Source organism: Picosynechococcus sp. PCC 7003 (assembly GCF_001693255.1).
Classification (GTDB): domain Bacteria; phylum Cyanobacteriota; class Cyanobacteriia; order Cyanobacteriales; family MRBY01; genus MRBY01.
The window spans coordinates 2,400,213-2,420,943 of sequence record NZ_CP016474.1 but is presented as its reverse complement, the minus strand read 5'-3'; the positions used below and the strand labels follow the sequence as shown (position 1 = coordinate 2,420,943).

General features: G+C 51.3%; 14 protein-coding genes. 2 read left to right on the top strand and 12 right to left on the bottom strand.

The genetic code is table 11. From position 1 onward, the window contains the following. Positions 1-9: 9 nt before the first annotated feature. The 9 genes from AWQ21_RS11555 to AWQ21_RS11515 all read right to left on the bottom strand — a co-directional run bounded on the left by AWQ21_RS11555 (position 10) and on the right by AWQ21_RS11515 (position 13,575). Complete coding sequence (locus AWQ21_RS11555) at positions 10-2,784, bottom strand: response regulator (protein ID WP_065714658.1); 2,775 nt, start codon at positions 2,782-2,784, stop codon at positions 10-12. Positions 2,785-2,829: 45 nt separating this feature from the next. Beyond that, the gene (locus AWQ21_RS11550) at positions 2,830-5,850 is read right to left on the bottom strand and encodes a HAMP domain-containing methyl-accepting chemotaxis protein (protein WP_083998015.1); all 3,021 of its coding nucleotides are present in this window, start codon (positions 5,848-5,850) and stop codon (positions 2,830-2,832) included. 41 nt (positions 5,851-5,891) lie between these two features. Beyond that, positions 5,892-6,392: a chemotaxis protein CheW gene (locus AWQ21_RS11545; RefSeq protein WP_065714657.1), complete on the bottom strand. Its 501-nt coding sequence runs from the start codon at positions 6,390-6,392 to the stop codon at positions 5,892-5,894. 39 nt (positions 6,393-6,431) lie between these two features. Next, a complete protein-coding gene (locus AWQ21_RS11540) occupies positions 6,432-6,797 on the bottom strand; it encodes a response regulator (protein ID WP_012308196.1) in 366 nt (121 codons plus the stop codon). Between the two features lie 79 nt (positions 6,798-6,876). Beyond that, positions 6,877-8,001 (bottom strand): response regulator, encoded by a 1,125-nt coding sequence (locus AWQ21_RS11535; RefSeq protein WP_065714656.1) that lies wholly within the window; start codon positions 7,999-8,001, stop codon positions 6,877-6,879. A 505-nt stretch (positions 8,002-8,506) separates the two neighbouring features. Beyond that, the gene (locus AWQ21_RS11530) at positions 8,507-10,174 is read right to left on the bottom strand and encodes an AarF/ABC1/UbiB kinase family protein (protein WP_083998014.1); all 1,668 of its coding nucleotides are present in this window, start codon (positions 10,172-10,174) and stop codon (positions 8,507-8,509) included. A gap of 49 nt (positions 10,175-10,223) precedes the next feature. Further along, on the bottom strand, positions 10,224-11,051 hold the full coding sequence (locus AWQ21_RS11525; RefSeq protein WP_065714654.1) for an A24 family peptidase: 828 nt from the start codon (positions 11,049-11,051) through the stop codon (positions 10,224-10,226). A gap of 88 nt (positions 11,052-11,139) precedes the next feature. Continuing rightward, complete coding sequence (locus tag AWQ21_RS11520) at positions 11,140-12,387, bottom strand: S-layer homology domain-containing protein (RefSeq protein WP_232314967.1); 1,248 nt, start codon at positions 12,385-12,387, stop codon at positions 11,140-11,142. Between the two features lie 345 nt (positions 12,388-12,732). Continuing rightward, complete coding sequence (locus AWQ21_RS11515; RefSeq protein WP_157094752.1) at positions 12,733-13,575, bottom strand: prohibitin family protein; 843 nt, start codon at positions 13,573-13,575, stop codon at positions 12,733-12,735. A 174-nt stretch (positions 13,576-13,749) separates the two neighbouring features. On the opposite strand from AWQ21_RS11515, the gene AWQ21_RS11510 reads away from it, so the two are divergent. Together AWQ21_RS11510 and AWQ21_RS11505 are read left to right on the top strand one after the other, a co-directional pair. Then, positions 13,750-15,108, top strand: a complete 1,359-nt coding sequence (locus AWQ21_RS11510) for a Rieske 2Fe-2S domain-containing protein (protein ID WP_065714652.1) — start codon at positions 13,750-13,752, stop codon at positions 15,106-15,108. A 223-nt stretch (positions 15,109-15,331) separates the two neighbouring features. Beyond that, positions 15,332-16,054, top strand: coding sequence for a hypothetical protein (locus tag AWQ21_RS11505; protein WP_065714651.1), 723 nt, complete (start codon positions 15,332-15,334; stop codon positions 16,052-16,054). A 212-nt stretch (positions 16,055-16,266) separates the two neighbouring features. Here the strand turns inward: AWQ21_RS11505 and AWQ21_RS11500 are convergent, their stop codons facing one another. From AWQ21_RS11500 to AWQ21_RS11490, 3 genes are all read right to left on the bottom strand, one after another. Then, positions 16,267-17,463 (bottom strand): serine hydrolase, encoded by a 1,197-nt coding sequence (locus AWQ21_RS11500; RefSeq protein WP_232314966.1) that lies wholly within the window; start codon positions 17,461-17,463, stop codon positions 16,267-16,269. A gap of 90 nt (positions 17,464-17,553) precedes the next feature. After that, complete coding sequence (locus AWQ21_RS11495; protein ID WP_065714649.1) at positions 17,554-19,866, bottom strand: cation-translocating P-type ATPase; 2,313 nt, start codon at positions 19,864-19,866, stop codon at positions 17,554-17,556. A 69-nt stretch (positions 19,867-19,935) separates the two neighbouring features. Beyond that, a complete protein-coding gene (locus AWQ21_RS11490; RefSeq protein WP_157094751.1) occupies positions 19,936-20,688 on the bottom strand; it encodes a serine/threonine protein kinase in 753 nt (250 codons plus the stop codon). Positions 20,689-20,731: the final 43 nt, after the last annotated feature.

The window sequence follows — 20,731 nt, the reverse complement described above, 5'->3', positions numbered from 1 at the left end:
TCTGGTTGGTTAAGCTTCAACATATTTGGCGATCGCCTGGAGGAAGCGCACCGGGTGAAATGGTTTTGTGAAATAGTCATTGGCGCCGAGATCCTGCGCTTTCTGACGGTGAAGATCATTGTCGCGGGAGGTAAGCATCACGAAGGGTAGCTGATCCCATTGCCTTTGGCCCCGCACCATTTGCAATAGAGTAAAGCCATCATAGCCAGGCATTTCCAGGTCACAAATGGCGAGTTCAAAGGTTTGCTTCGAGCGGTTGAGGAGGTTCCAGGCTTCCTTCCCATCACGGCATTGTTGCACCTGGTATCCTACTTGACTCAACAGTTTATTGAGGGTACGGCGAACGGCGACCGAATCATCAATGACCAGAATCGTTGGTTGACGCTTCGGCTGTTCAGAGGTGGAACTGGGAGTTTGGGGCTGGTCTGGGCTAGCCAAGAGTTGATCAAAGGCATCGGGTAAAAGCACCGGAATTACCTCTCCAGAACCCAAGACGGTACACCCCGCAACGTAGGGGGGATAAGCCACGGCGTTATCCAGGGATTTCAGCACCAGTTCCCGTTCCCCAAGGATTTCATCTACGGCGATCGCCAAGGATTTTTTCCCCTGGCGCACGATCAGACCAATGGTAGGGGCGGGCCGCTGTTCCGGAGGCAAGAGGAGATTGCTTTGGGGATAGGGCAGCAGTTGATCGAGGGCATGGAGTTTGAGGGGGGTGCCCTGCCAATCGAGAAATTCTGGATACTCTAAATTGTCTTTATTAACAAGTGAGAGTACCGCCTGGACAGTGACCGAAGGAAAGGCGATCGCCTGTTGCTGGCAGCGGCAGAGGAGCAAGGGCAAAATATTGAAGCTCAGGGGAATGCGGATCGTGAAATTTGTCCCCTGGTGCCGCTGACTACTGGCGGTAATGGTGCCCTTGAGTTGGGCCAGTTCTAGCCGGACAATATCCAGGCCCAGCCCCCGACCCGAAAGATCGCTGACGGTATCCCGGGTCGAAAAGCCTGGAGAAAACAAATATTCAAGGATTTCTGCCTCGGTTGGTTGATGCTCTGGCGCACAGAGTCCCTTGGCGATCGCCTTTTGTTGAACCCGCTTTAGATCGATGCCCCGGCCATCATCCTGCACTAAAATTTCCACCATATTGCCGCGCAGTTGGGCACTGAGGCGAATTGTGCCTACCTCGATTTTTTGGGCTTGGCGGCGTTCCTGGGGCGGCTCAATACCATGGTCAAAGGCATTCCGGATTAAGTGGGTCAGGGGCGTACGCAATTGTTCAAGGATCGCTTGATCCACCAAGACTTGTTCGCCCTCAATAACGAGCTGAGCTCTCTGGGGATAGCGTTTACTTAGGGTCTCAAGGGACCGGCGGAAGCGGCGGGCCAAGTTCCCAAAGGGCATCAGGCGCGATTGGGTCAGATCCTGGTTGAGATACTCTAACTGTTGCCGCACCCCTTCTAAAGATTCTTGGAATTCCCAGCGCATGAGTTCTAGATCTTCCTGGATCTCCTGCACCTGTACCATTAGTTCCTGGAACTGCTGGAGTTGGGAATGGGCCTGGGTGTATTGGTCAAAGTGGAGGGTGTCAAATTCCGTGTGGGTCGTGGTGGCCAATTCTAGGGAGGGTTTCTGACTGCCACCATTTTGCCCGGAACCAGCGGTGGCCACAGCCAATTTGTCATAGAGGGCCGTCACTTCATCGCGAATCGGGTTGAGTTGCTGGGTTCTTTTTTTGAGATTGCGGCTGGCCCGGAGGAGTTGCTCTTGGTGCCGGGTGAGCTTTTCGTAGCCGATAAAGAGTTCCCCAACGGCATTGCCCATGCGGTTGAGTTGTTGGATCGGCATCCGGATTTGCAGGCTAGAGGTTTGTTTAGGAACGGGTTGTGGCGTGGCCCTTACTGGCGTGGGGGGAACCGGATCAGGATCAGGACTGAGGTTAGCCTCAGGGGGCGTATCAAGTTTTGGTGGTTCTGGAGCCGCCAGGAGAGCTTGGAATGATTCGCTAATGTTTGCCTCGTCAGGGTTGGCTAGGTATGCCTGGATCAGACGACGGATCTCGGCGATCGCCCCTTGGCTGAGGGTAACAGGATCCACTTTGCTGTCTGCGAGGGCTGTTTGGAGGAGACTCGCCAGGGTCTTAAGCCAGGGCACCCCAAGGGCATCCCCCAGGAGGCGGCATTCTTCTTCGAGGGTTTTGAGTTGGCGGGCGGCACTGCGGGGGGTGGGATCGTGGGTGAGTAGTTTTTCGAGGCGTTGGACACAGGCTTCGAGGTCCACCTTGAGGGCCGTGGCGACAAATTTACTGGGAGCATTGCCAGCGGGGGCCATGGCTTGGGGGTCAGCAGACTGGGCTTGGCCGAGAAATTCCTGGAGAGTGGTGGCCATTTTGGCGGCTTCTGGACTATCCCCTGGGTGGTCATCATCCCGGGCGGCTAGGTCGAGGCAATGTTGCACCTCCTCCATGGCGAGACTGATCAAATCTAGGCCAACTTGTTCTTGTTCAATGCGGCCAGCGGCGATCGCCTCAAGGAGATCCTCCATCTGGTGGGCCAGATTGTGCAACGTTGTCAGTTCTGCGATGCCAGCCCCCCCTTTGATCGAATGGGCCGCACGCACCAAATCTTGATATAGCTTTGCCTTATCCTGACCTCCGGGTTGTTGGAATTCTGCCTGCAACAGCCCCATACTTTGGTGGAACAACTCAACAAAATCCGGGGCATCTTCCAGCAAAAAACAGTGGCGGGCTTCGAGGGCGATCGCCTTTAAACTAGCGGCATCCAACATGGCAAAGATAATAAAAGAACATTAAAGATCCAAAAAATACAAGCGTTACTCAATCTCAAAGCGGGACGAAGAATCCTTCAGGGCGATCGCCACCTGGGTCAGCGATTCTAATTGGCCAGACATCGTTTGGGATTCCGCCGCCGTTTTTTGGGCCACCTCCGCCGCCGATTGCATAATTTTAGTGACCTTCCCAGACACATCCCGCTGGGAGACCATCGCCTTCGAGATCCGCGCCAGCACCTTATCAATTTCCTCACTAATGCGGGACACACTCTGGAGCGTTGTTTTCGTCTTTTTCACCAATTCCGTCCCCGTGACTACCTGGGAAGTACTTTCCTCCATCATCTGCATCATCTGGGCCGTTTCTTCCTGGATCCCGCCGATCAACTGTTCCACTTCCTGGGCCGCTGTGGTAACCTGTTCTGCCAAGCGTCGTACCTCATCGGCAACCACCCGGAAACCCTGGCCATTTTCCCCGGCTCGCGTTGCCTCAATGGAGGCATTAAACGCCAGGAGGTTCGTCTTTTCCGAAATGTCAGAAATAATGTTGACGATCTTTGAAATTTCCTGGGAAGATTCCGCCAGACGTTTCGCTTTCTTCGAGGTATCTGCCACAGACCCCCGAATCAGATCAATGCTCGTCACCGTTTCGTCCATCGTCGCCTGACCTTCCTGGGCCGCTAAACGGGATTTCCGCGCAATTTGGGCCGCCCCCTGGGCCGATTTCGCCACCGCTTGAATGGATTGAGCAATACCTTGCACCGACCGTTCTGCCGATTGAATCGCCCGTTCCTGGACTGTAGCTTCCGTGGAGAGGCGCGTGATCAGGTCATTGTTCACGATCGCCAAATCATAGACCTCATCCGCCGAGGATTTTACCTGGGAGACCAAGGCCCGCAGACTCCGGAGGGTGGCATTAAACGCATCGGCAATGGAGCCGACTTCCCCTTCGTCTACCATCGCCTGTACCGTGAGGTTCCCCTGGCGCACTTCCTCAATTTGGAGCAGCAACCGAATTACCCCTTCCTGGAGACGTTCCCGTTCCTGGCGTTGGAAGGCCGCCTCTTGATCTTTTGCCTGGGCTTGGGCTTCGACGGCGTCGGTAATGGAACGAATTTGGGCCGCCATATTATTAAATGTGGTGGCGAGTTGACCCACTTCATCTTCCGCAAAGATTTCGGCCCGCGCATCAAGGTTCCCGGCCCCAAACTCGGTGGTTACTTTTTGCAGACGCTTGATCGGTCTTGTGATTGTTCGTCCCAGGAGCCACGCTAGACCCGCCGCCACAAAGACCCCAATCAAACCCACCGTTGTCTGGAGCAGTAAGCTGTCCTGGATTAGGGCATTGAGGGTATTTTCATCGGTGCCCCGGACAATGATCGCCACGGGTTCCCCGGCGCTATTGAGAATGGATTCAGCCGCGAGGGTGTAGGGGATGCCATCGATCACCTGGGTATCAACGACGGTTTCGCCCTTGGCATTAACGGCGGCTGTCAGGAAGGAGAAATCCGGTAGGGTGAGCAGATCAGGGGCATTGAGGGAGGTCTGGATCACCTTACGGTCACTGTCTTCCCCTTCTGCCTGGGCATCCTGTTGGTAGAGAGCACTGGCGAGCTGGAAACCGCCGTCGGGGTTGACTTGATAAATCGCACTATAACCACCATTGAAGGCGCTGACGGTATTCGCAGCAATATCCAGTTTGGCATTGAAAATTACATCCCCTGAAACTAAGGCTCCAAGGAGGTTATCGTTGCTGCCGATGACGGGGGTGACGGTATAACGAACAAGGGCAAATCCACCTTTTTTGGTGCCAATGGGGAATTTTGTGACTTCTCGATTGAGATCATCCCAAGAGAGTAATTCGCTGGTTTTGAGTTGTTGTCTGGTCTGGAGGGCTTGGGTCACGAGGCCATTGGGGTCAAACACTTCCCCTTGGCGATCGCCATTGCCATTGGTAATAATCCGGAGATTTGTACTGACCAGGGTGGCATATTCAATGTTGCGGGCTTGGATTTCGTTTTGGAGAATGGCTTGCACTTGGGCGAGCTGTTCAGGGGGGACGGTGCCTGTGCTTTGGTAGGCCGCCGCCGCTGCAATGATCGCGGCGTTATCGGATTGGCCCCGGAACCCGAAACCCATCTGGTCAATTTTGACGTTGTAGTTAATGTCGTTGACCGCTAGCTCTGAGGTGGCCTGTTCCCGGAGCTGCGATCGCCCGGAAGTGACGATAATCACCGCCCCTGCGGCCACAACCCCAGCGATGGCAACGGCACTGGAGACAAAAATACCGATGAATTGTTTCTGGGCAATGGAGAGGTTTTGTAGCCGCTTGAGGGGAGGGGAAGTGACATCAACATTGGTGTAGTCAACATCGTCGTAAACCAGGGAGACGGGCTTGGGCGTCTGGTCTGGGAGGGCGATCGCGGCGGTCTCATTGCCATCTGTATCTAGTTCATCTGCATCTAGATCTGCCTGGGAGGCAACCTGATCCTGGAGATCCGCAAGGGCCTTGGTGGCACTGGCTGCAAAAATGCCTTCGGAATCTTGATCAATAATTTGCTGGTAAGTGGCGATCGCCTCTGCAAAAAAGCCTTCACTTTCGAGGGCACTGGCAAGGCTAATTTGGGCAACCATGTCCGTGGGGTCAGCGGCGATCGCCCCTTGCAATGCCAAAATCTCTGGGCTGTATTCCCTGATCTCTGAGACTTCTGCAATTGCGGGTTCCGGCGGGCTTGCTGTCGCCGCTGTCCCGTTCCCGTTGGTTGCTTCTGCTGGGCGATCGCCATTGTTCCCGTTGCCATTAGTCGGTAACTCAATTGTTTCCCCTAGGGCAAGGAGCGCTTGGTGGGCACTGGCCGCAAAGACACCGTCTTGATCCGAGGCCATAATGTCGCGGTAAACTTCCGCCGCCTCCGGCAAAAAGCCTTCCGTTTCCAGTTGACTCGCCAGACTGATTTTCATCACGATGTCCGTGGGGTCAAGGGCGATCGCCGCCTGGAGTTCTTTAATTTCCTCAGAAAAAGCCGGAGAAGTTGCCGTGTTCATGGTCTGTTCTGTTGTGCCCATAGGTAGTGATTCGGTGAAATTGACGTTGAAAAACTCAAAGCTTATTGATTGACCAGGGTGCCCTGGAGGTATTGGGATAAATGGGCCATGGCCAACGTAAATCCCTTCTCTGGCCCCCTGACCAGTTGGCGATCGCAATGGGGATAAAATCCCTGCCAAGCCGTCGCCACCGGAGCCGCCACCCCCAAGTCAAACGGAGCAATGCCCTCAAGCTGGCTTACCACAAAGCCCACTTGCCCTCCATCCCCTTGGCTTAATAGCACCACCGTTAACTTTTCCTGGGGATTGGGCCGCGCTGCCGATGTCCCTAATCCCTTTGGCGATCGCCGATCCACCACCCAAATCAACTGCCCCCGTTGGTTCGTGACCCCCAGCACCCCTGGAGCGACCCCCGGTACCGGACAAATAGCTTGGCGAGGCAGCGTCATCACTTCCAACATATTGTCTAGGGGAATCAACAGTCGCGTTTGGGCAAGGGAGTTAGCCCCAGCAGGATACAGTTGAACCCGGAAGAAATCAGCTTGAGTAGAGGAAGTGACCATGGCTAAATCAGACCTTTATCGAAGAAAAAACAGCACTATCTAAGCCAAATACTCTTTGACCGTTTTCATGAATTCCATTGGACTGTAGGGTTTGGTTAAATAAGCATTACCCCCCTGGCGTAACGCCCAAAACCGGTCGAAGTCCTGGCTTTTGTTTGAGCAAAAAATAATCGGCACTTCTTCATAACCCAGACTTTCACGAATTTCTCGGCATAAATCGAGGCCATTGAGCCCAGGCATCACAATATCGAGGAAAATCAGATCCGGTTGATCATGGTTGCGCAGCCAAGTTAAGGCCTCATCACCATTGTCCGCGAGGCTCACCTCCAGGCTCATTTTTTCCAGGAGTGCCCGGACAAGGGTTTGTTCTGATTTAGAATCATCAACAACTAAAACTTTTTTCATCTTATTTTCCTTGATTCAGTACGAGAACTTAGCGCAATTTCTTTTGAAAATTTAGTTTAGAGATTATGAAATGCAATCTCTAGGGCGTAGATTGCGCTGATGTTTGCTCCACATAGGACTGCACCATCCGAATCAAATCTTGGGGATTGAACGGTTTAGCGATGTAGTCAGAAGCACCCACCATCTTGGCACGGAGGCGATCAATAATTCCATCGCGCCCCGTGAGCATGACCACGGGGATATCCCTAAGCATTTCGGATTGGTTAAACAGGCGACAAAGCTCGTAACCGTCGATTTCGGGCATGTTGATATCCATCAAAATTAATTCTGGTCTTTGGCGGGCGAAGGTACTGAGGGACAAAGCAGGTTCGGTGACGCCAATGACCTCAAACCCACTGGCTTCTAGGGTCATCTTGACAACCCGTTGAATTGATTTACTGTCATCAATACAGGCGATGCGGGGCTTGGGTTTTTGCGGAACAGCGGCATAGGGAATAACTTCAATTAAGCCCGTTTTGACGAGGGGATGGAAAAGCTGGCTAAGTTCGAGGGTGGAGCGGCGGGTGTGGTGACTCAGCTCATAGAGGGTGACTTTTTGGTCGAGGAGCTCCCGGAGGCTTTCCATCAGTTGGTAGTCCTGGAGGTTAAGCCAGGAGCGGCTCCGGATTTCACGGAAATCTTTGATTTGGAGGCGCTGGAAGGGGGAAGCGATCTCCGGTCGGAGCTGTACCCATTGGCGAACGGTAGGCTGGATGGGACGCACCATTTCTTTGAGGGACAGGGACAATAGCAGGGGATCAAGGTTCAGGGAGCGTTCAAATTTAACGGCGGCCCGGGGCAGGGATAAAAATTGAGCGATCGCCTCTTGGGTGGTAAAAAACAAAACCTGGCGGACCTGCTGGAGGGATAATTTTCCGGCTTTCCAAATTTGACAAATGTAATCGTAATCTTGGGAGAAGGTATCCCCCATGGGAAATTTCGCTTTTGGAAACAACTGCCCCAAGAGATACGTTAAGCGCTCCCGTTTGCCCATGCCGCTGGTGGCAAAATGCAATTTCCCGCCCCCAAAATAAAGCTGCCAAAATATCGATTCATCTAAGGGATCGTAAATGGTCATTGTCCCCGACATTTGACGGTGAATCAGGGATTGGAGAACTTGGCCCGGAATAACAACGTTTTTGGTGATTGCATCTTGCACTTTCATATGAAACACACTAGCGGGAATTGATTTGGACAGGCGTTAGCGCTGTTGGTCTCTACCCACGGCTGGGAAAAATCATTAGGGAGGGTAGTGGATAAACACAGCGGCGAAATATGTCAGGGACAATTTATTCTAGATCGACTTTATCGCCTGAAAAATATAAGTTTCATCAGTTTTATCGGGCTGCCTGATAGTCGCGTCAAATATGACGATTAGGCTCGAACCGCAGGACAAAGAGCTTGAATAAATGGGGCTAGGGCAAGATTGAAAATTCATGGTGCTTGGGGGCAACTCTATTAGTTAATCTGAGCAATACTAATGCCACAGAAAGAGATTATTTTCTTACCATAAAGAATTGGTTAAAAGTAGTATGTTTAGCTACGAAAAAACTTTGATTACACCTCTCTTGACCGCCAACTGATACGGTTCAAATCTATACGTAGCAAGGCATTCGTTTTTTAACCTAGTGATCTTGCAAGGGAAGTCTAAATTAGGCCAGGGAGGCTCGTTAACGACGGATTAAGTGATCGAGGCGCTCTTGAATGATGAGTTGTAGGAGGGCGCGGAGGGTTTGGAGGCCAAAGAAAAATATTGTGAGGGCGATCGCCCCAATGAGAAATAGAGAGGCTGCTTGGCTCCAGACTAAAATCCCCACTACACTGCTGAAACCCCAGAGGATGCCGTACATCATAGTTTTGATCGCGAGGTAGATGCGGCGCAATTGGCGATCGCCTTCGACGGATTTAACGCGAAATTGCAGTTCCCCTAACTCGATGCGTGATTCGAGGCGCTTAATGGCCATTTCAGTGCGGCTGGGTTTCTGAAATTGGTACAGGACGAATTCTTTGGTTTGTTGGGCCAGGCTCCCCAGGCGATTTTCCCCAGGTTTAGCGCTCACGGCTAAACTGCGAATAAATGGTTGGGCCGCCGCCATGAGATTGTATTGGGGGTCGAGGGCGCGGGCAATGCCATCGAGGGTGGTGAGAGCCTTGATAATGAAAGTCATTTGGGGCGGCAGACGAAAGGGTTGCTGCTCAAACATCAGGTAGATCTCATTACTAATCTGCTCAAATTCCTGGAGATCAATGGGGCGATCGCGGAAGCGGTCTAAAAGAAACGCAATCATCCGCTTTACTGGGGTCATATCTGCCATCGGCTCGATGAGACCCATATAAACCAAAGTTTCGACTACCTCGTCTGTATCCTTGCGCAGCACCGCGAAAAAGGTGCGCATCATCTGGGTTTTCTCCATGGATTTGACTTCGGTCATCGTGCCGAAATCATAGAAAATCAGCCTCCCTGTGGCATCGACGGCCATATTGCCGGGGTGGGGATCGGACTGAAAAAAGCCATCCTGGAGCAGTTGTTTAAGATAAGAAGAAATGCCGAGGCTGATGACGTGGTCTGGGTCAATATTGCTCGCTTCGAGGGCGGCTCGGTCATCAATTTTAATGCCCGGTAGATATTCAAGGGTTAAGACCTTGCGGGTGGTGTATTGCCAATAAACCTTGGGCACGAGAATTTGCTGATCGTCGGCGAAATTTTGCCGGAAATGATCGCCATTTTTGCCTTCGTGGATGTAGTCAATTTCTTGGTGGAGAAGATCGAAAAATTCCCGGTAAATTTGCTTGAGATTATATTTCTTGAGGTCTTTAAAAAAATAACTGGCCCAATGCAAGAGCTTTTCGAGGACTTGCATATCCACTTGGAACAGGCGACTCAGGCCGGGACGCTGAACCTTTACGGCCACTTCTTCGCCACTGTAGAGGGTGGCCCGGTGGACTTGGCCCAGGCTGGCGGAGGCAAGGGGTTCTGATTCAAAATCCTTGAAGAGGGCGTAAATGGATTTGTTAAATTCTTGTTCGATGACGGCGATCGCCGCTTGACCCCGAAAGGGCGGCACCCGGTCTTGGAGTTGGCTCAGTTCCTCGATGTATTCGATGGGAAATAGATCCGGGCGGGTGGACATGGCCTGGCCAATTTTGATGAAAGTTGGCCCCAAATCCAAAAGGTGATTCACGAGCCAGCGGGCTTGGCGATGGCGTTTGCGGGCGGGGTTGCCACCGGGGAGTCGGTCTTTGCCGAGCCGGAAGATAAACTGGGCGGCCACGGTAAAGATTTCCAGTTGCCGTTGCCTGAGACTCAGTTTGCGCCGTTGCCAGCGGGGAGTTTTCACGATTGATTTTGCCCTAGATTTCGACCATCCCTCATCATACAGAAAAGCTTCAACCCAAAAACGCGTTTCGGTAGAGTTCGATCAGGCGATCGCCCCAAAACAGACTAATGATTGCCCCCAAGGCAAGAAACGGCCCAAAGGGTAAATGTTGCCCCCGCTGGTGTTTGCCGAGACCCATGGCACCACCAATAATCATCGTGCCCAGGGCGCAGGCCAAAATCACAGTTAAGAGGACATTTTGCCAGCCCAACCAAGCGCCAATCATCGCCAAAAGCTTCGGATCGCCGCCGCCCATGGCCTCTTGACCCAGCATCGCCGAACCAATGACACCAATGCCATCTAGTAGCCAAAGCCCCAATACTGCCGCCCCAATGCCACCCAGGAGGCTATAAATCGCCCCGGTGAAGCCGTTCGCCTGGAAGCCGAGCCCCATCTGGAAGAGTAAACCGAGCACGAGACCCGATTGGGTCAAGGGGTTGGGCAGGGTAAAGGTGTCGTAATCAATTAAAGCCAGGGCCACCAACCAAAACAGCAGGGTAAAGGCGGCGATCGCCTCTATGGTCAACCCGAATTGAACCACTGTGGCAACACAAAGCAAGCCCATCAGCGCTTCGACGAGGGGATACCGGGGTGAAATAGGCGTTTTGCACCAGCGGCATTTACCCCCCAACAGGAGCCAACCCAACACCGGAATATTTTCCCGTGCCCCTAGTTGGTGGCCGCACTGGGGACAGCGGGAGGGGGGATGTGCCAGGGATAAACCCGCCGGCAGCCGATAAACCACCACGTTGAGGAAACTGCCGAAACAGGCTCCCCAGATGAATAGAAAAATAAAGGCGATCGCCAGCAAACCGGACTGTTGTAAAAGTGCGAGCATGGTGATGTTTCTCAAACCCTAGCCAACCAGCCCCATTATCTCCCCTGGCGATCGCCAAATTTTCAAAAACCCTAAAACAATCTTTTTCCTAGGGATTGACTTGCAGAATCAGGTCATTATTCAGGGTGAGATCAAGATCTGTATTGGTTTCTACGACCAACAGATCTACCCGATCAAGGCCCAAAAATTGGGGAATCAAGGTGGCGAGGATGCCGGCCCCAGCGCCAATTAACAGTTCCTCTGTGGCGATCGCCCGGTCTCCGGTAATGGCGGCGATCGCCGCGGCTGCCCCTGTCCCTAAAGCAGCATTTCTCAACAGATTACCCACATCCGTACCCCGGCGCACACTCTCTGTATCCGTAATCACCTGGGAGGTAGCGTTGATATTGTACATTTGGCCGTTGGGTAACACTAACTGCTGGGCAACAAAGCGGGTCCCATTCCCTGACGGTTGGAATTCCCCTTGAATTTCACTGCCCTGGGGGATCAGTACCAAGCCTTGGGTATTGACGATATTGGCATCCACCGTGAGAGTCACCGGTAAAATTTCATCCTGGGTTAAGAGGATTTTGTCGGCGGTGTAGCTGATCGGAATAATCGTGCCGGCTGTGATGCGATAGTCCACAGACACCACATCCTGGGTGACGATATAAGGAGAATTCATCGCCTGTACCTGACCCTGGGAAAAGAGGGCCTGATAAATAAACGCTGCCACCTCGGCCCGGGTTGCATTACGCTTTGGATTTAGTTGTTGCAAATTGGCATAGTTCACCACCATCTTTTGCTCCGTCGCAGCAGCAATGGGACTGCGGGCAAAGTCAGCAATATTCGCCGCGTCCTGGTAGTAGCCGAGGGTAGTATTGATATTGTTACGGGCTGAATAATTTAAACCATTGGCCAAGGCCACTAAAACCTGTTCCCGGGGAATATTTTGTTCGGGTCGAAAAACCTGGCCTGGATATCCCGAAAGAAAGCCCATCTCGTAGGCATTATTAATCGCATTAAAGGCCCAGTAGCTGCTGGGGACATCCACAAAAGCAATGGCATTGCGGTCTTGACTCTTGGGGAGAGCTTTCTGCACCATGGCCGCAAATTGGGCGCGGGTCACTGGGGCGTCAGGCCGAAAAGAACCGTCAGGAAAACCGGCAATAATTCCCCGGTTGACCAATTCATTAATAAATCCTGTGGCCCAATAGTTACTCGGCACATCGGGAAATTGGCTTGTTTGGGCGACTACTGCTGCGGGTTGCAACAATGATCCTTGGAAGGGTAATGTACTCCCCAGTCCGAGGGATAAGGCTAAAAGAAGAGCGGTGGATTGCTGGGCTCGCTTCATAGAAGGCATATTATTTTTCCTTGCGTTTCAGATTAGGATGACTGCTTAACTTCAGGTTAGCGTTGTTACCGTCACTTCTCACTTAAAAAATGCTTAAATTAAAGCATTTAAGCTAAATTTACTAGAGTTTAAGACGACTTGTTCCCGCAAATGTTCCGCTGATTTTTCCGTTTTCAACTGCTTGGAAATGTTCTGAACAATAATGGGGATTACTAAATTTATGCAGGGATTATTGAAGACTAGCCCTACTTAAAAAATGTTTCCAGGTAGTAAAACGCAAAAAAAGGCGATCGCCTCTGGATCGCCCGATGATAATCTTGCGGCAAGTTTGATTGGGTTAGGGAACTATTTCGGCATATCGTGGAGATCAAAGATAAAGGGGACACTTGAGCGTTGATCGCCCATAACGAGAACTTTGGGCATTTGTGATCCCCCTTCTTTCCAAGCTTCGATGGCTTCTTTTTGGAGCACCAGTTCACCCCCCTGGGCCTTGAGGGTTTCGGCGAGTAAGCGTTGGGCCTCGGCTTTCCCTTTGGCTCGGTTGATATCTGCTTGGGCCTGTTGTTCTGCTTCTTGGGCGACATAGATGGCCCGCTGTGCACGCTGTTCGGCGATTTGTTTTTCTTCGACGGCGCGGGAAAATTCTGCGGAGAAGTTTAAATCAACGACGCTGGTATCGAGGACAAGAATGCCATATTTTTCGAGGCGGGTTTCGAGGGCGTTATCAAAGTCATCCTTAAGCTCGGTACGTTTGGTGATTGCTTCTTCGACGGTGCGCTTGGCGGCAGCAATTTTAAAGGATTCTTGGGTTTGGGGGGCAATAATTTTCGAGACGATATTTTGCAATGTGCCCTGGGTGCGACGAATTTCGACGACTTTCACGGGATCGAGGCGAAAGTTAATGGCGAAACGGGCCGTCAAATCTTGTAAATCCTTGGTGGAGCTTTGGGCCGGGACTTCAAATTTTTGGACGGTCACATCATAAACATCCACGCTGGCAATCAGGGGCGGTTTAAAGTGGATCCCTTCGAGGAGAGCACCGTCCTGGGCTTTCCCAAGGACGCTCAACACGCCGGCTTGGCCGGGGTTGATGATGATAAATGCATTGAGCACGATGAAAAATAACAGGGCGATCGCCACCCCAATCAGTGAGAGGGAAAAATTTTGGTTGGGTGTAATGTTACGCACGCGGTCTTGGTCTCCAAATTCAGTTCAAGCGACTCAGTTACCCATCCCATTGTAGTGAAGCCAACCAGGAGGCAAAGGGTTAAGCTCAAGGCGATCGCCCCAAGGAAATGTAACAATTCGTTAAGCTAAAGATACTGACCCCAATCATTTCGTCTGAAGTTTTCTTTTCTATCTATGGTTGCAACGCCCCTCCCTGAGCCAACTGCCGATACGACCCCTGCCTTTGATTGGCATGAGGCTTGGTATCCGATTCACTTTGTACAGGATCTCGACAAAACCAAACCCACTCGCTTTGTGCTGCTGGGGGAACCCCTCGTCATTTGGTGGCAGCCTAAAACCCAACAATGGCAAGTCTTTAGTGATATCTGTCCCCACCGCCTCGCTCCTTTATCCGAAGGTCGCATTGTCGATGGCTGTTTAGAGTGTCCTTACCATGGCTGGCAATTTGCCGACACCGGGGCCTGTAGCAAAATTCCCTTCCAAGCCCCAGACGGTGAAGCCCACCACAGCCCCAGAGCCCAGGTAAAAACCTATGCCAGTTGCGTTAAACAAGGGCTGTTATTTGTCTACGGTGGCGATCGCCATCAGGCAGCCCAAACTCCTGTTCCGACGGTGCCCCAGTTAGACCAACATCCGGGCGAATGGGTGATGGCCGATGTGTTTCGCGATATTCCCTATGATGCGACAACCCTATTAGAAAATGTCCTGGATACTAGCCATGTGGCCTTTACCCACCATCCCCGGGTCGGCAACCGTAAAAATGCTAAAGAATTTATCCTGGATGTTTCTGACATTGAGAAAACCGGCTTCACGGGCAATTGGGAGGAAGGCCCCCGACGCGGCACCCTCGGCTCCCAGAAAACAACCTTTTTTGCGCCGGCTGCCATGTGGCACGACATCCCCGAAAGTCCCTTTGGTCAGGTGATGACCGTTGTCTACGCGACCCCCACCGAAAAAGGTCGCTGCCGGGCGATTGTGCGCTTACCCTTCCGCTTTAAAGCCGCCATACCGCGCTTGGCATTTAAATTTACCCCCCGCTGGTTTTCCCATCTCAATCAAATGGGCATCCTCGAAGATGATCAAATCTTTTTGCACCTCCAGGAACGGGAACTGGCAAAATCAACCCAAAACTACGCCAAAACCTGTTATCTGCCGACTAGTTCAGATTTGTTTGTGTTGGCCTATCGCCAGTGGGTAGAGCGGTACGGGGAACCTTTCCCGGACAAAGATTTTTCACCCGCAGAACCACAACAAAGTCAGTTACTAGAGCGCTACCATTCCCACACCAAAAATTGTGCCAGTTGCACCCAAGCTCTCAATCGAATTCAACAGGGTCAAAAGATTGTAATTGGCCTCGGATTTCTCCTGTGGTTGGGTTTGCCCTTCGCAATTTTTTATGGTTTGCCAACTTGGAGCCTTGGGGCGATCGCCACGGTGATCATCCTCTTAGCGGGACTTTGGTGGCAGCTCCATCGCCTAGAACGCCGGTTTTTTGATGGGGAATATCCCCCAACCCGGAATTACCGAGATTGATCAATACTTTTTTGGGGGAAAAATTTCTTGTAATCAGCCAGAAAACCTAGGTCACCTCCCCAAGAGCTGCCTATAATTCAGCTAGAGTCGGCTATTCCGAGAAAATCTGCATCAGTTCTTGGCCTCAGCAACTATCTCTATTTAACGGACTTGTTTGCCCAAGACCCAACTGAACATACTTCGCACACTGCTTTTTCCCTAATTTTTCCCTCTAAAAACTCCCATGAAATCCACATTACGGCCCCTGCTCTCTTGTTTGCCTGTCCTCCTCGGCTTTTGGGTTGAGGGGGCGATCGCCAATCCCAGTCCCACTATCCCTGGCACAACCCCTAGCGCTTACCCTGTGCTAGTGAGTCAAGTTCCAGTGGGACGACAGGTTGCCACCCAAAAAACAACCTACGCCCCCAGCGAGCCAATTATGGTGAACTACGCCAATCTACCGGGCAACTCTGGCGATTGGATTACCATCGTTCCGGCCAATGCCCCAGACAATAGCTACGAAGAATGGTTTTATACCGATGGTCAGCGCTCTGGCTCCCGTCAATTCAAAGGTCTCGCTGCTGGCAGCTACGAAGTGCGGGTTTACCACAACTGGCCCAATGGTGGTTATGTCGTCCAGGATCGGTATCGCTTCACTGTCGGAGCGCAAACGGTAACACCAATTAACAACCGTCATATCTCGACAAATAAGACTGTCTACCAAGCCAATGAACCAATTATGGTGAACTATGCTAATCTCCCTGGTAATCGCCAGGATTGGATCACCATTGTTGCGGCCAATGCCCCTGACGATAGCTACGGTGAATGGTTTTATACCCAAGGACAACGCTCTGGTTCCCGCCAATTCAGAGGTCTCGCCCCCGGCAACTATGAAGTACGGGTCTATTACAACTGGTCTGCGGGTGGTTATGTCGTCCAAGATCGTTATGCCTTTACGGTGCGCTAACCAGCAACAAATCTAGGACAATCATGAATTTCTGCCTCCCTCATGTTTAAGCTTTCTAACGAGAAAACACCACAAAGTTTAAGCATCGGGAGGCTTTTTTTACCCCTGGCTAAAGATAGTTAAAGACGACATCAAACAAACAAAATCTACTTGAGTCTAAACTCAGGCTAAATTTACTTGTTCATGATTGGCCAATGATTTTTTTTCAAGACTCAAGTCCGGCATGTCAAGGTGGGATCGTCTTCTAAAATGGCACCGTAGACCTGCTGGATTAAACTGCGGGCATGGTTATTTTGAGCGTCCACAGCGCTATTAAATAAAGCAGAAATAATTACTTGATTACAAGGGAAGTAAACATAAAATGAGCGATAGCCCAGGGTTTCTCCCTGATAAAACCAATAATTCCCCCAGGTCTCATCGTAACCTTGAATAATCCCCAAACCAAAACCATAGGGATCCGCCGCTGTAGTTTTGGCAATCGGTTCACCTGTTTTTAAAGAAACAACTTGCTGCATTTTCTCTTTTTCTACAGCAGACAATAGCTGATCTTCAATAAATAATGTTTGTACCCAGTGGATAATATCTTCTGTATTGGAAATTAAGGCTCCTGCAGCCCCGGCCCAAGACAAATTGTTACGGCTAACATCTTGTCCTGCAAGTTCCGGGTTGGTATATGGATTGAAATTGTAGCCCCTGACGAGACGTTGCTGAACAGCGGCACTGGGGTTAGGCACAGGATAAAATGTGTTTTCCAATTGGTAGGGTTGCAAAAGCTGGTTTGTGATCAGATCGGCAAAAGATTCTCCGGTAACTGTTTCCAAAAGCAGAGCACTTAATAGATAGCCTGTATTGTTGTAGTCGTACCCGCTTCTCAGGGGTGGTTTAGCGGCAGAATTTTGTGGATAAACGAGATCAATTAAACTGCGTTCTTCCCAAAATTGTTCTAGGTCTTGGGAAAATAAATAATTAACCGTAGGACTATCTGAATAATTGGGTAAACCGGATGTCATATTCAGAAGCTGTGTGGTCGTAATTCCAGACCAGTGAGAATATTCGGGTAGATATTGGGTGAAATCAGTATCTAGATCAAGGATTTGATTGTTTTCGTTTTGGAGAAGTAACGTCGCTGTGAAAGATTTCGTGATGCTACCGATGTGAAATAGGCTTTCGGCTGTAATGGGTGAACTATTGGGGTCATGACTTTCTTGGCCGATGACATAAGTTTGGGTTTGGCGATCGCTGACTTTAACGGATAATTGAATCCCAGAGAAATATTCTAATGCTTGATATTGGGTATGGTGTTCTTCTAAATATTGATTGATTTTTTGATGGGGAAGCGCCTTAGCAATGGTTGGGAAGGTCATGGAACTGGTAATTCCCAAGAAGGCTAAAGCTAGCATTTTAAGCATGATGATGTTTATTTTTGTTTGGCATCTCATTCATTATGGGATGAATATTTAGATGCAAGTCCAGTGGTTTAAAAATATTGATGTGAGGCTTTATTGGACATTCTGATTTGGTTTTTGGAACGACTTTTTCAAGGTGAGAGAATTGGTGACAACTAGCACAGAACTCATGGCCATTAAGCCTGCGGCCACGGCGGGACTGAGGGTAAAGTTAAATGCTGGTAAGAGAATCCCTGCTGCCAAGGGAATTGCAATGAGATTGTAGCCAAAGGCCCAGATCAAATTTTGACGAATCACTTTAACGGTGGTTTGGCTGAGATGGAGAGTCTGGGCAAAATCCATCAGGCGATCACCCATGAGAATAATGTCGGCGGTGGCGAGGGCAACGTCGGTACTCCCCTGGAGGGAAATGCCAATATCGGCGGTGGCGAGGGCCGGGGCATCATTAATGCCATCGCCAATCATCGCGACTACTTTTTGCTGGGCCTGGAGGGTACGGAGCTCTGCGGCTTTTTCGATGGGGGAAAGGCTGCCTTTGTAGTGATCAAGCTGGAGAGTCTGGGCGAGATGTTTCACGACGGGCGTTTGATCACCGCTGAGAAGGATTACTTCTAGATTTCTCGCACGCAGATTTTCGATTAGGGCAGCGGCATCGGGACGAGTCGGATCGGCGATCGCCACTAAACCCGCCACCTGGTGATCGACTGCAATGAAAATGGTGGTTTTACCCGCGGCTGACCAGGTTTCGAGATGGTGATGGCAGGCTTCAGGGATCGTAATTTGGGCCGCTGTGAGCCAGGCTTGGTTGCCAATGTGTACCTGTTGGCCGTTCACCTGACCGACAATGCCTTTACCCAAGGCAGTTTCAACTTGATCGGGGGCAAAGAGTTCTAGGTTTTGCTGCTGGGCGATCGCCACAAACGCTTGGCCATAGGGATGGGTGCTGCGCTGTTCAAGGCTCGCGGCCCATTGCAACAGGGCAGGTTCCGACCAAGGTTCAAAGCTCACCCACTCGACAATCTGCGGTTTGCCCTGGGTGAGAGTGCCCGTTTTATCGAAAACAACGGTGGTCAGTTGATTGAGGCGTTCGAGAATATCCCCCCCTTTGATCAAGATGCCTTGTTCAGCGCCAAGGCTTGTGCCCACCAGGAGGGCTGTCGGCGTCGCCAACCCCAAGGCACAGGGACAGGCCACCACCAAAACGGCGATCGCCAATTTGAGGCTTAATATTTCTGAGTTCATCGTCCCTGGGTCTAACCAGAGTTGGGTGCCGATCAGATCCCAAAACAAAAAGACCAAGACTGCCAAGGCCATTACCCCATAGGCAAAATATCCTGCAATGGTATCCGCCATTTTTTGCACGGGAGCCTTGCGGGTCTGGGCCGCCTCTACGGTGCGGATAATCTGGGCGAGAATGGTGTTTTGGGCTGTTTGCGTCGCTTGCACAATGATCACCCCCAGTTGGTTGAGGGTGCCGGCCTTCACGGCTGCGCCGACCGTTTTTTCCTGGGGCATCGCTTCCCCTGTCAACATCGATTCATCCACAGTGGTTTCACCCCGAATAATCGCTCCATCCACGGGAATTTTTTCGCCGGGTAAAATGCGCACCCATTCACCAATCTGTACCTGGGCCACGGGAATTGTAATTTCTTCAGTTTCGCCCTTTTGTTCTCGACCCATCAGGCGCGCCCCCTGGGGTTGCAGAGCGAGGAGAGATTCGAGGGCGGCGATCGCCTTAAGTCTGGCATTACCTTCGAGGGTGCGGCCAAGGAAGATAAAACCCAGTAACATCACGGGTTCATCAAAGAAACATTCCCAACCCAACTGGGGCATCAGCCAAGCCACACAGCTTGTCAGGTAGGCGCTCAATGTTCCGAGACCCACCAGAGTATTCATATTGGCATGGCCTTTAATCAGCCCCGTCCAACCGTCCCGCAAAATCGGCAACCCCGGAATAAATAAGGCCAAGGTGGCGATCGCCCAATGGACACCCATCAAATGAAGCAGAGGAATTTTGAGGCCCGTCAGATGATGCAAATGGCCCAGGCTCGACGCGAGGAGCAAGACAATCGCCGCCCCCAAACGCCAATATTGTTCTCGCTGGGATTGGGCGCGTTTTTCTTGGTATTGGTTAAAGGTTTCGACTTTCGCTATGCGGGGTTCGCTCGGAAAGCCAGCTTGGGATAAACGGTTGGCGATCGCCTCTGGTTGAATTTTCTCTGGTTCATAGGTGACCACCGCTACCTCCGTAATCAGATTCACCACCGCCGAGAGCACCCCAGGCTGTTGTGTTAACTGGCGTTCTACAGCTTTGACACAACCCGCACAGCGCATCCCCTGGACATCAAAGGTCGTCGTGGTTTGCGGCGCAAGGCGCGATTCGGGAGAAAGAGAACGGGAAGTCATATCAAAGGCCCCAACTGCAACAGGCTGTCCTCTGAGTATGACAAAAATTTTTTATCCCAGGGTCGATTATTACCGTTGTTTGCAACCCAGGGCCGCCATAATCGCCTGAAATCGCTCAGAATTGAGCCTTTGTTTATAGAGCCTCAGATGCAGCATTAATAGTTGTCGCTGGTTCGCCGGAAAATCAGGAGCAAAATAGTCTGCCAAAGCACTTCCCCACAGCAGTCCCTGGAGCGCACTGGTCAGGTTTTGGGGGCGACGGTTCAGGCTGGCGCCACTAAAATCCAAGAGCACGGGCTGGCCTTGTTCGTTAACAATCACATCCTGGGTCAAACGGCCCATGTCGCCACGATCTAACCCCAACTGATCGAGGGCAAAGGCTTGGGAGAGGATATTTTCCATCACCGTCCGTCTCAAAATTTGGTGTTCTTGACCTTGGTGAGTCTGTAACCAAGTCAGGAGCGATCGCCCCGGCACAAATTCCATTAAGAGAAAATCCGCTGATCCCTTGAGCAAACGGGGGCCAATGCCGATCTGATTGGCCTTTGCTAAACAATCAATTTCTGGCAACAAGCTATCGTGATTACTATCTAAGCGGCGAATTTTTAGGGCACAGGGCCGCCCTTCCCAAAGCACCAGCACAACCGCGCCAACATAACCAAGGCCGAGAATGGGTAAGGCCCCTAGATTTTTCGGCCCCACCGCAACCATGGCCTCAATGCCCCACTCTGCCAAATGCGATCGCCGCCGTGCGATCTCCGTTGTTGTCGCCTGGGGATAACCTAAAATCTCTGGAGACAGTGGCAGTAAAGAACCAGTCAAGACCATTCCAAAAAATTTCCTATAGCAGAAGGGAACCAATGTG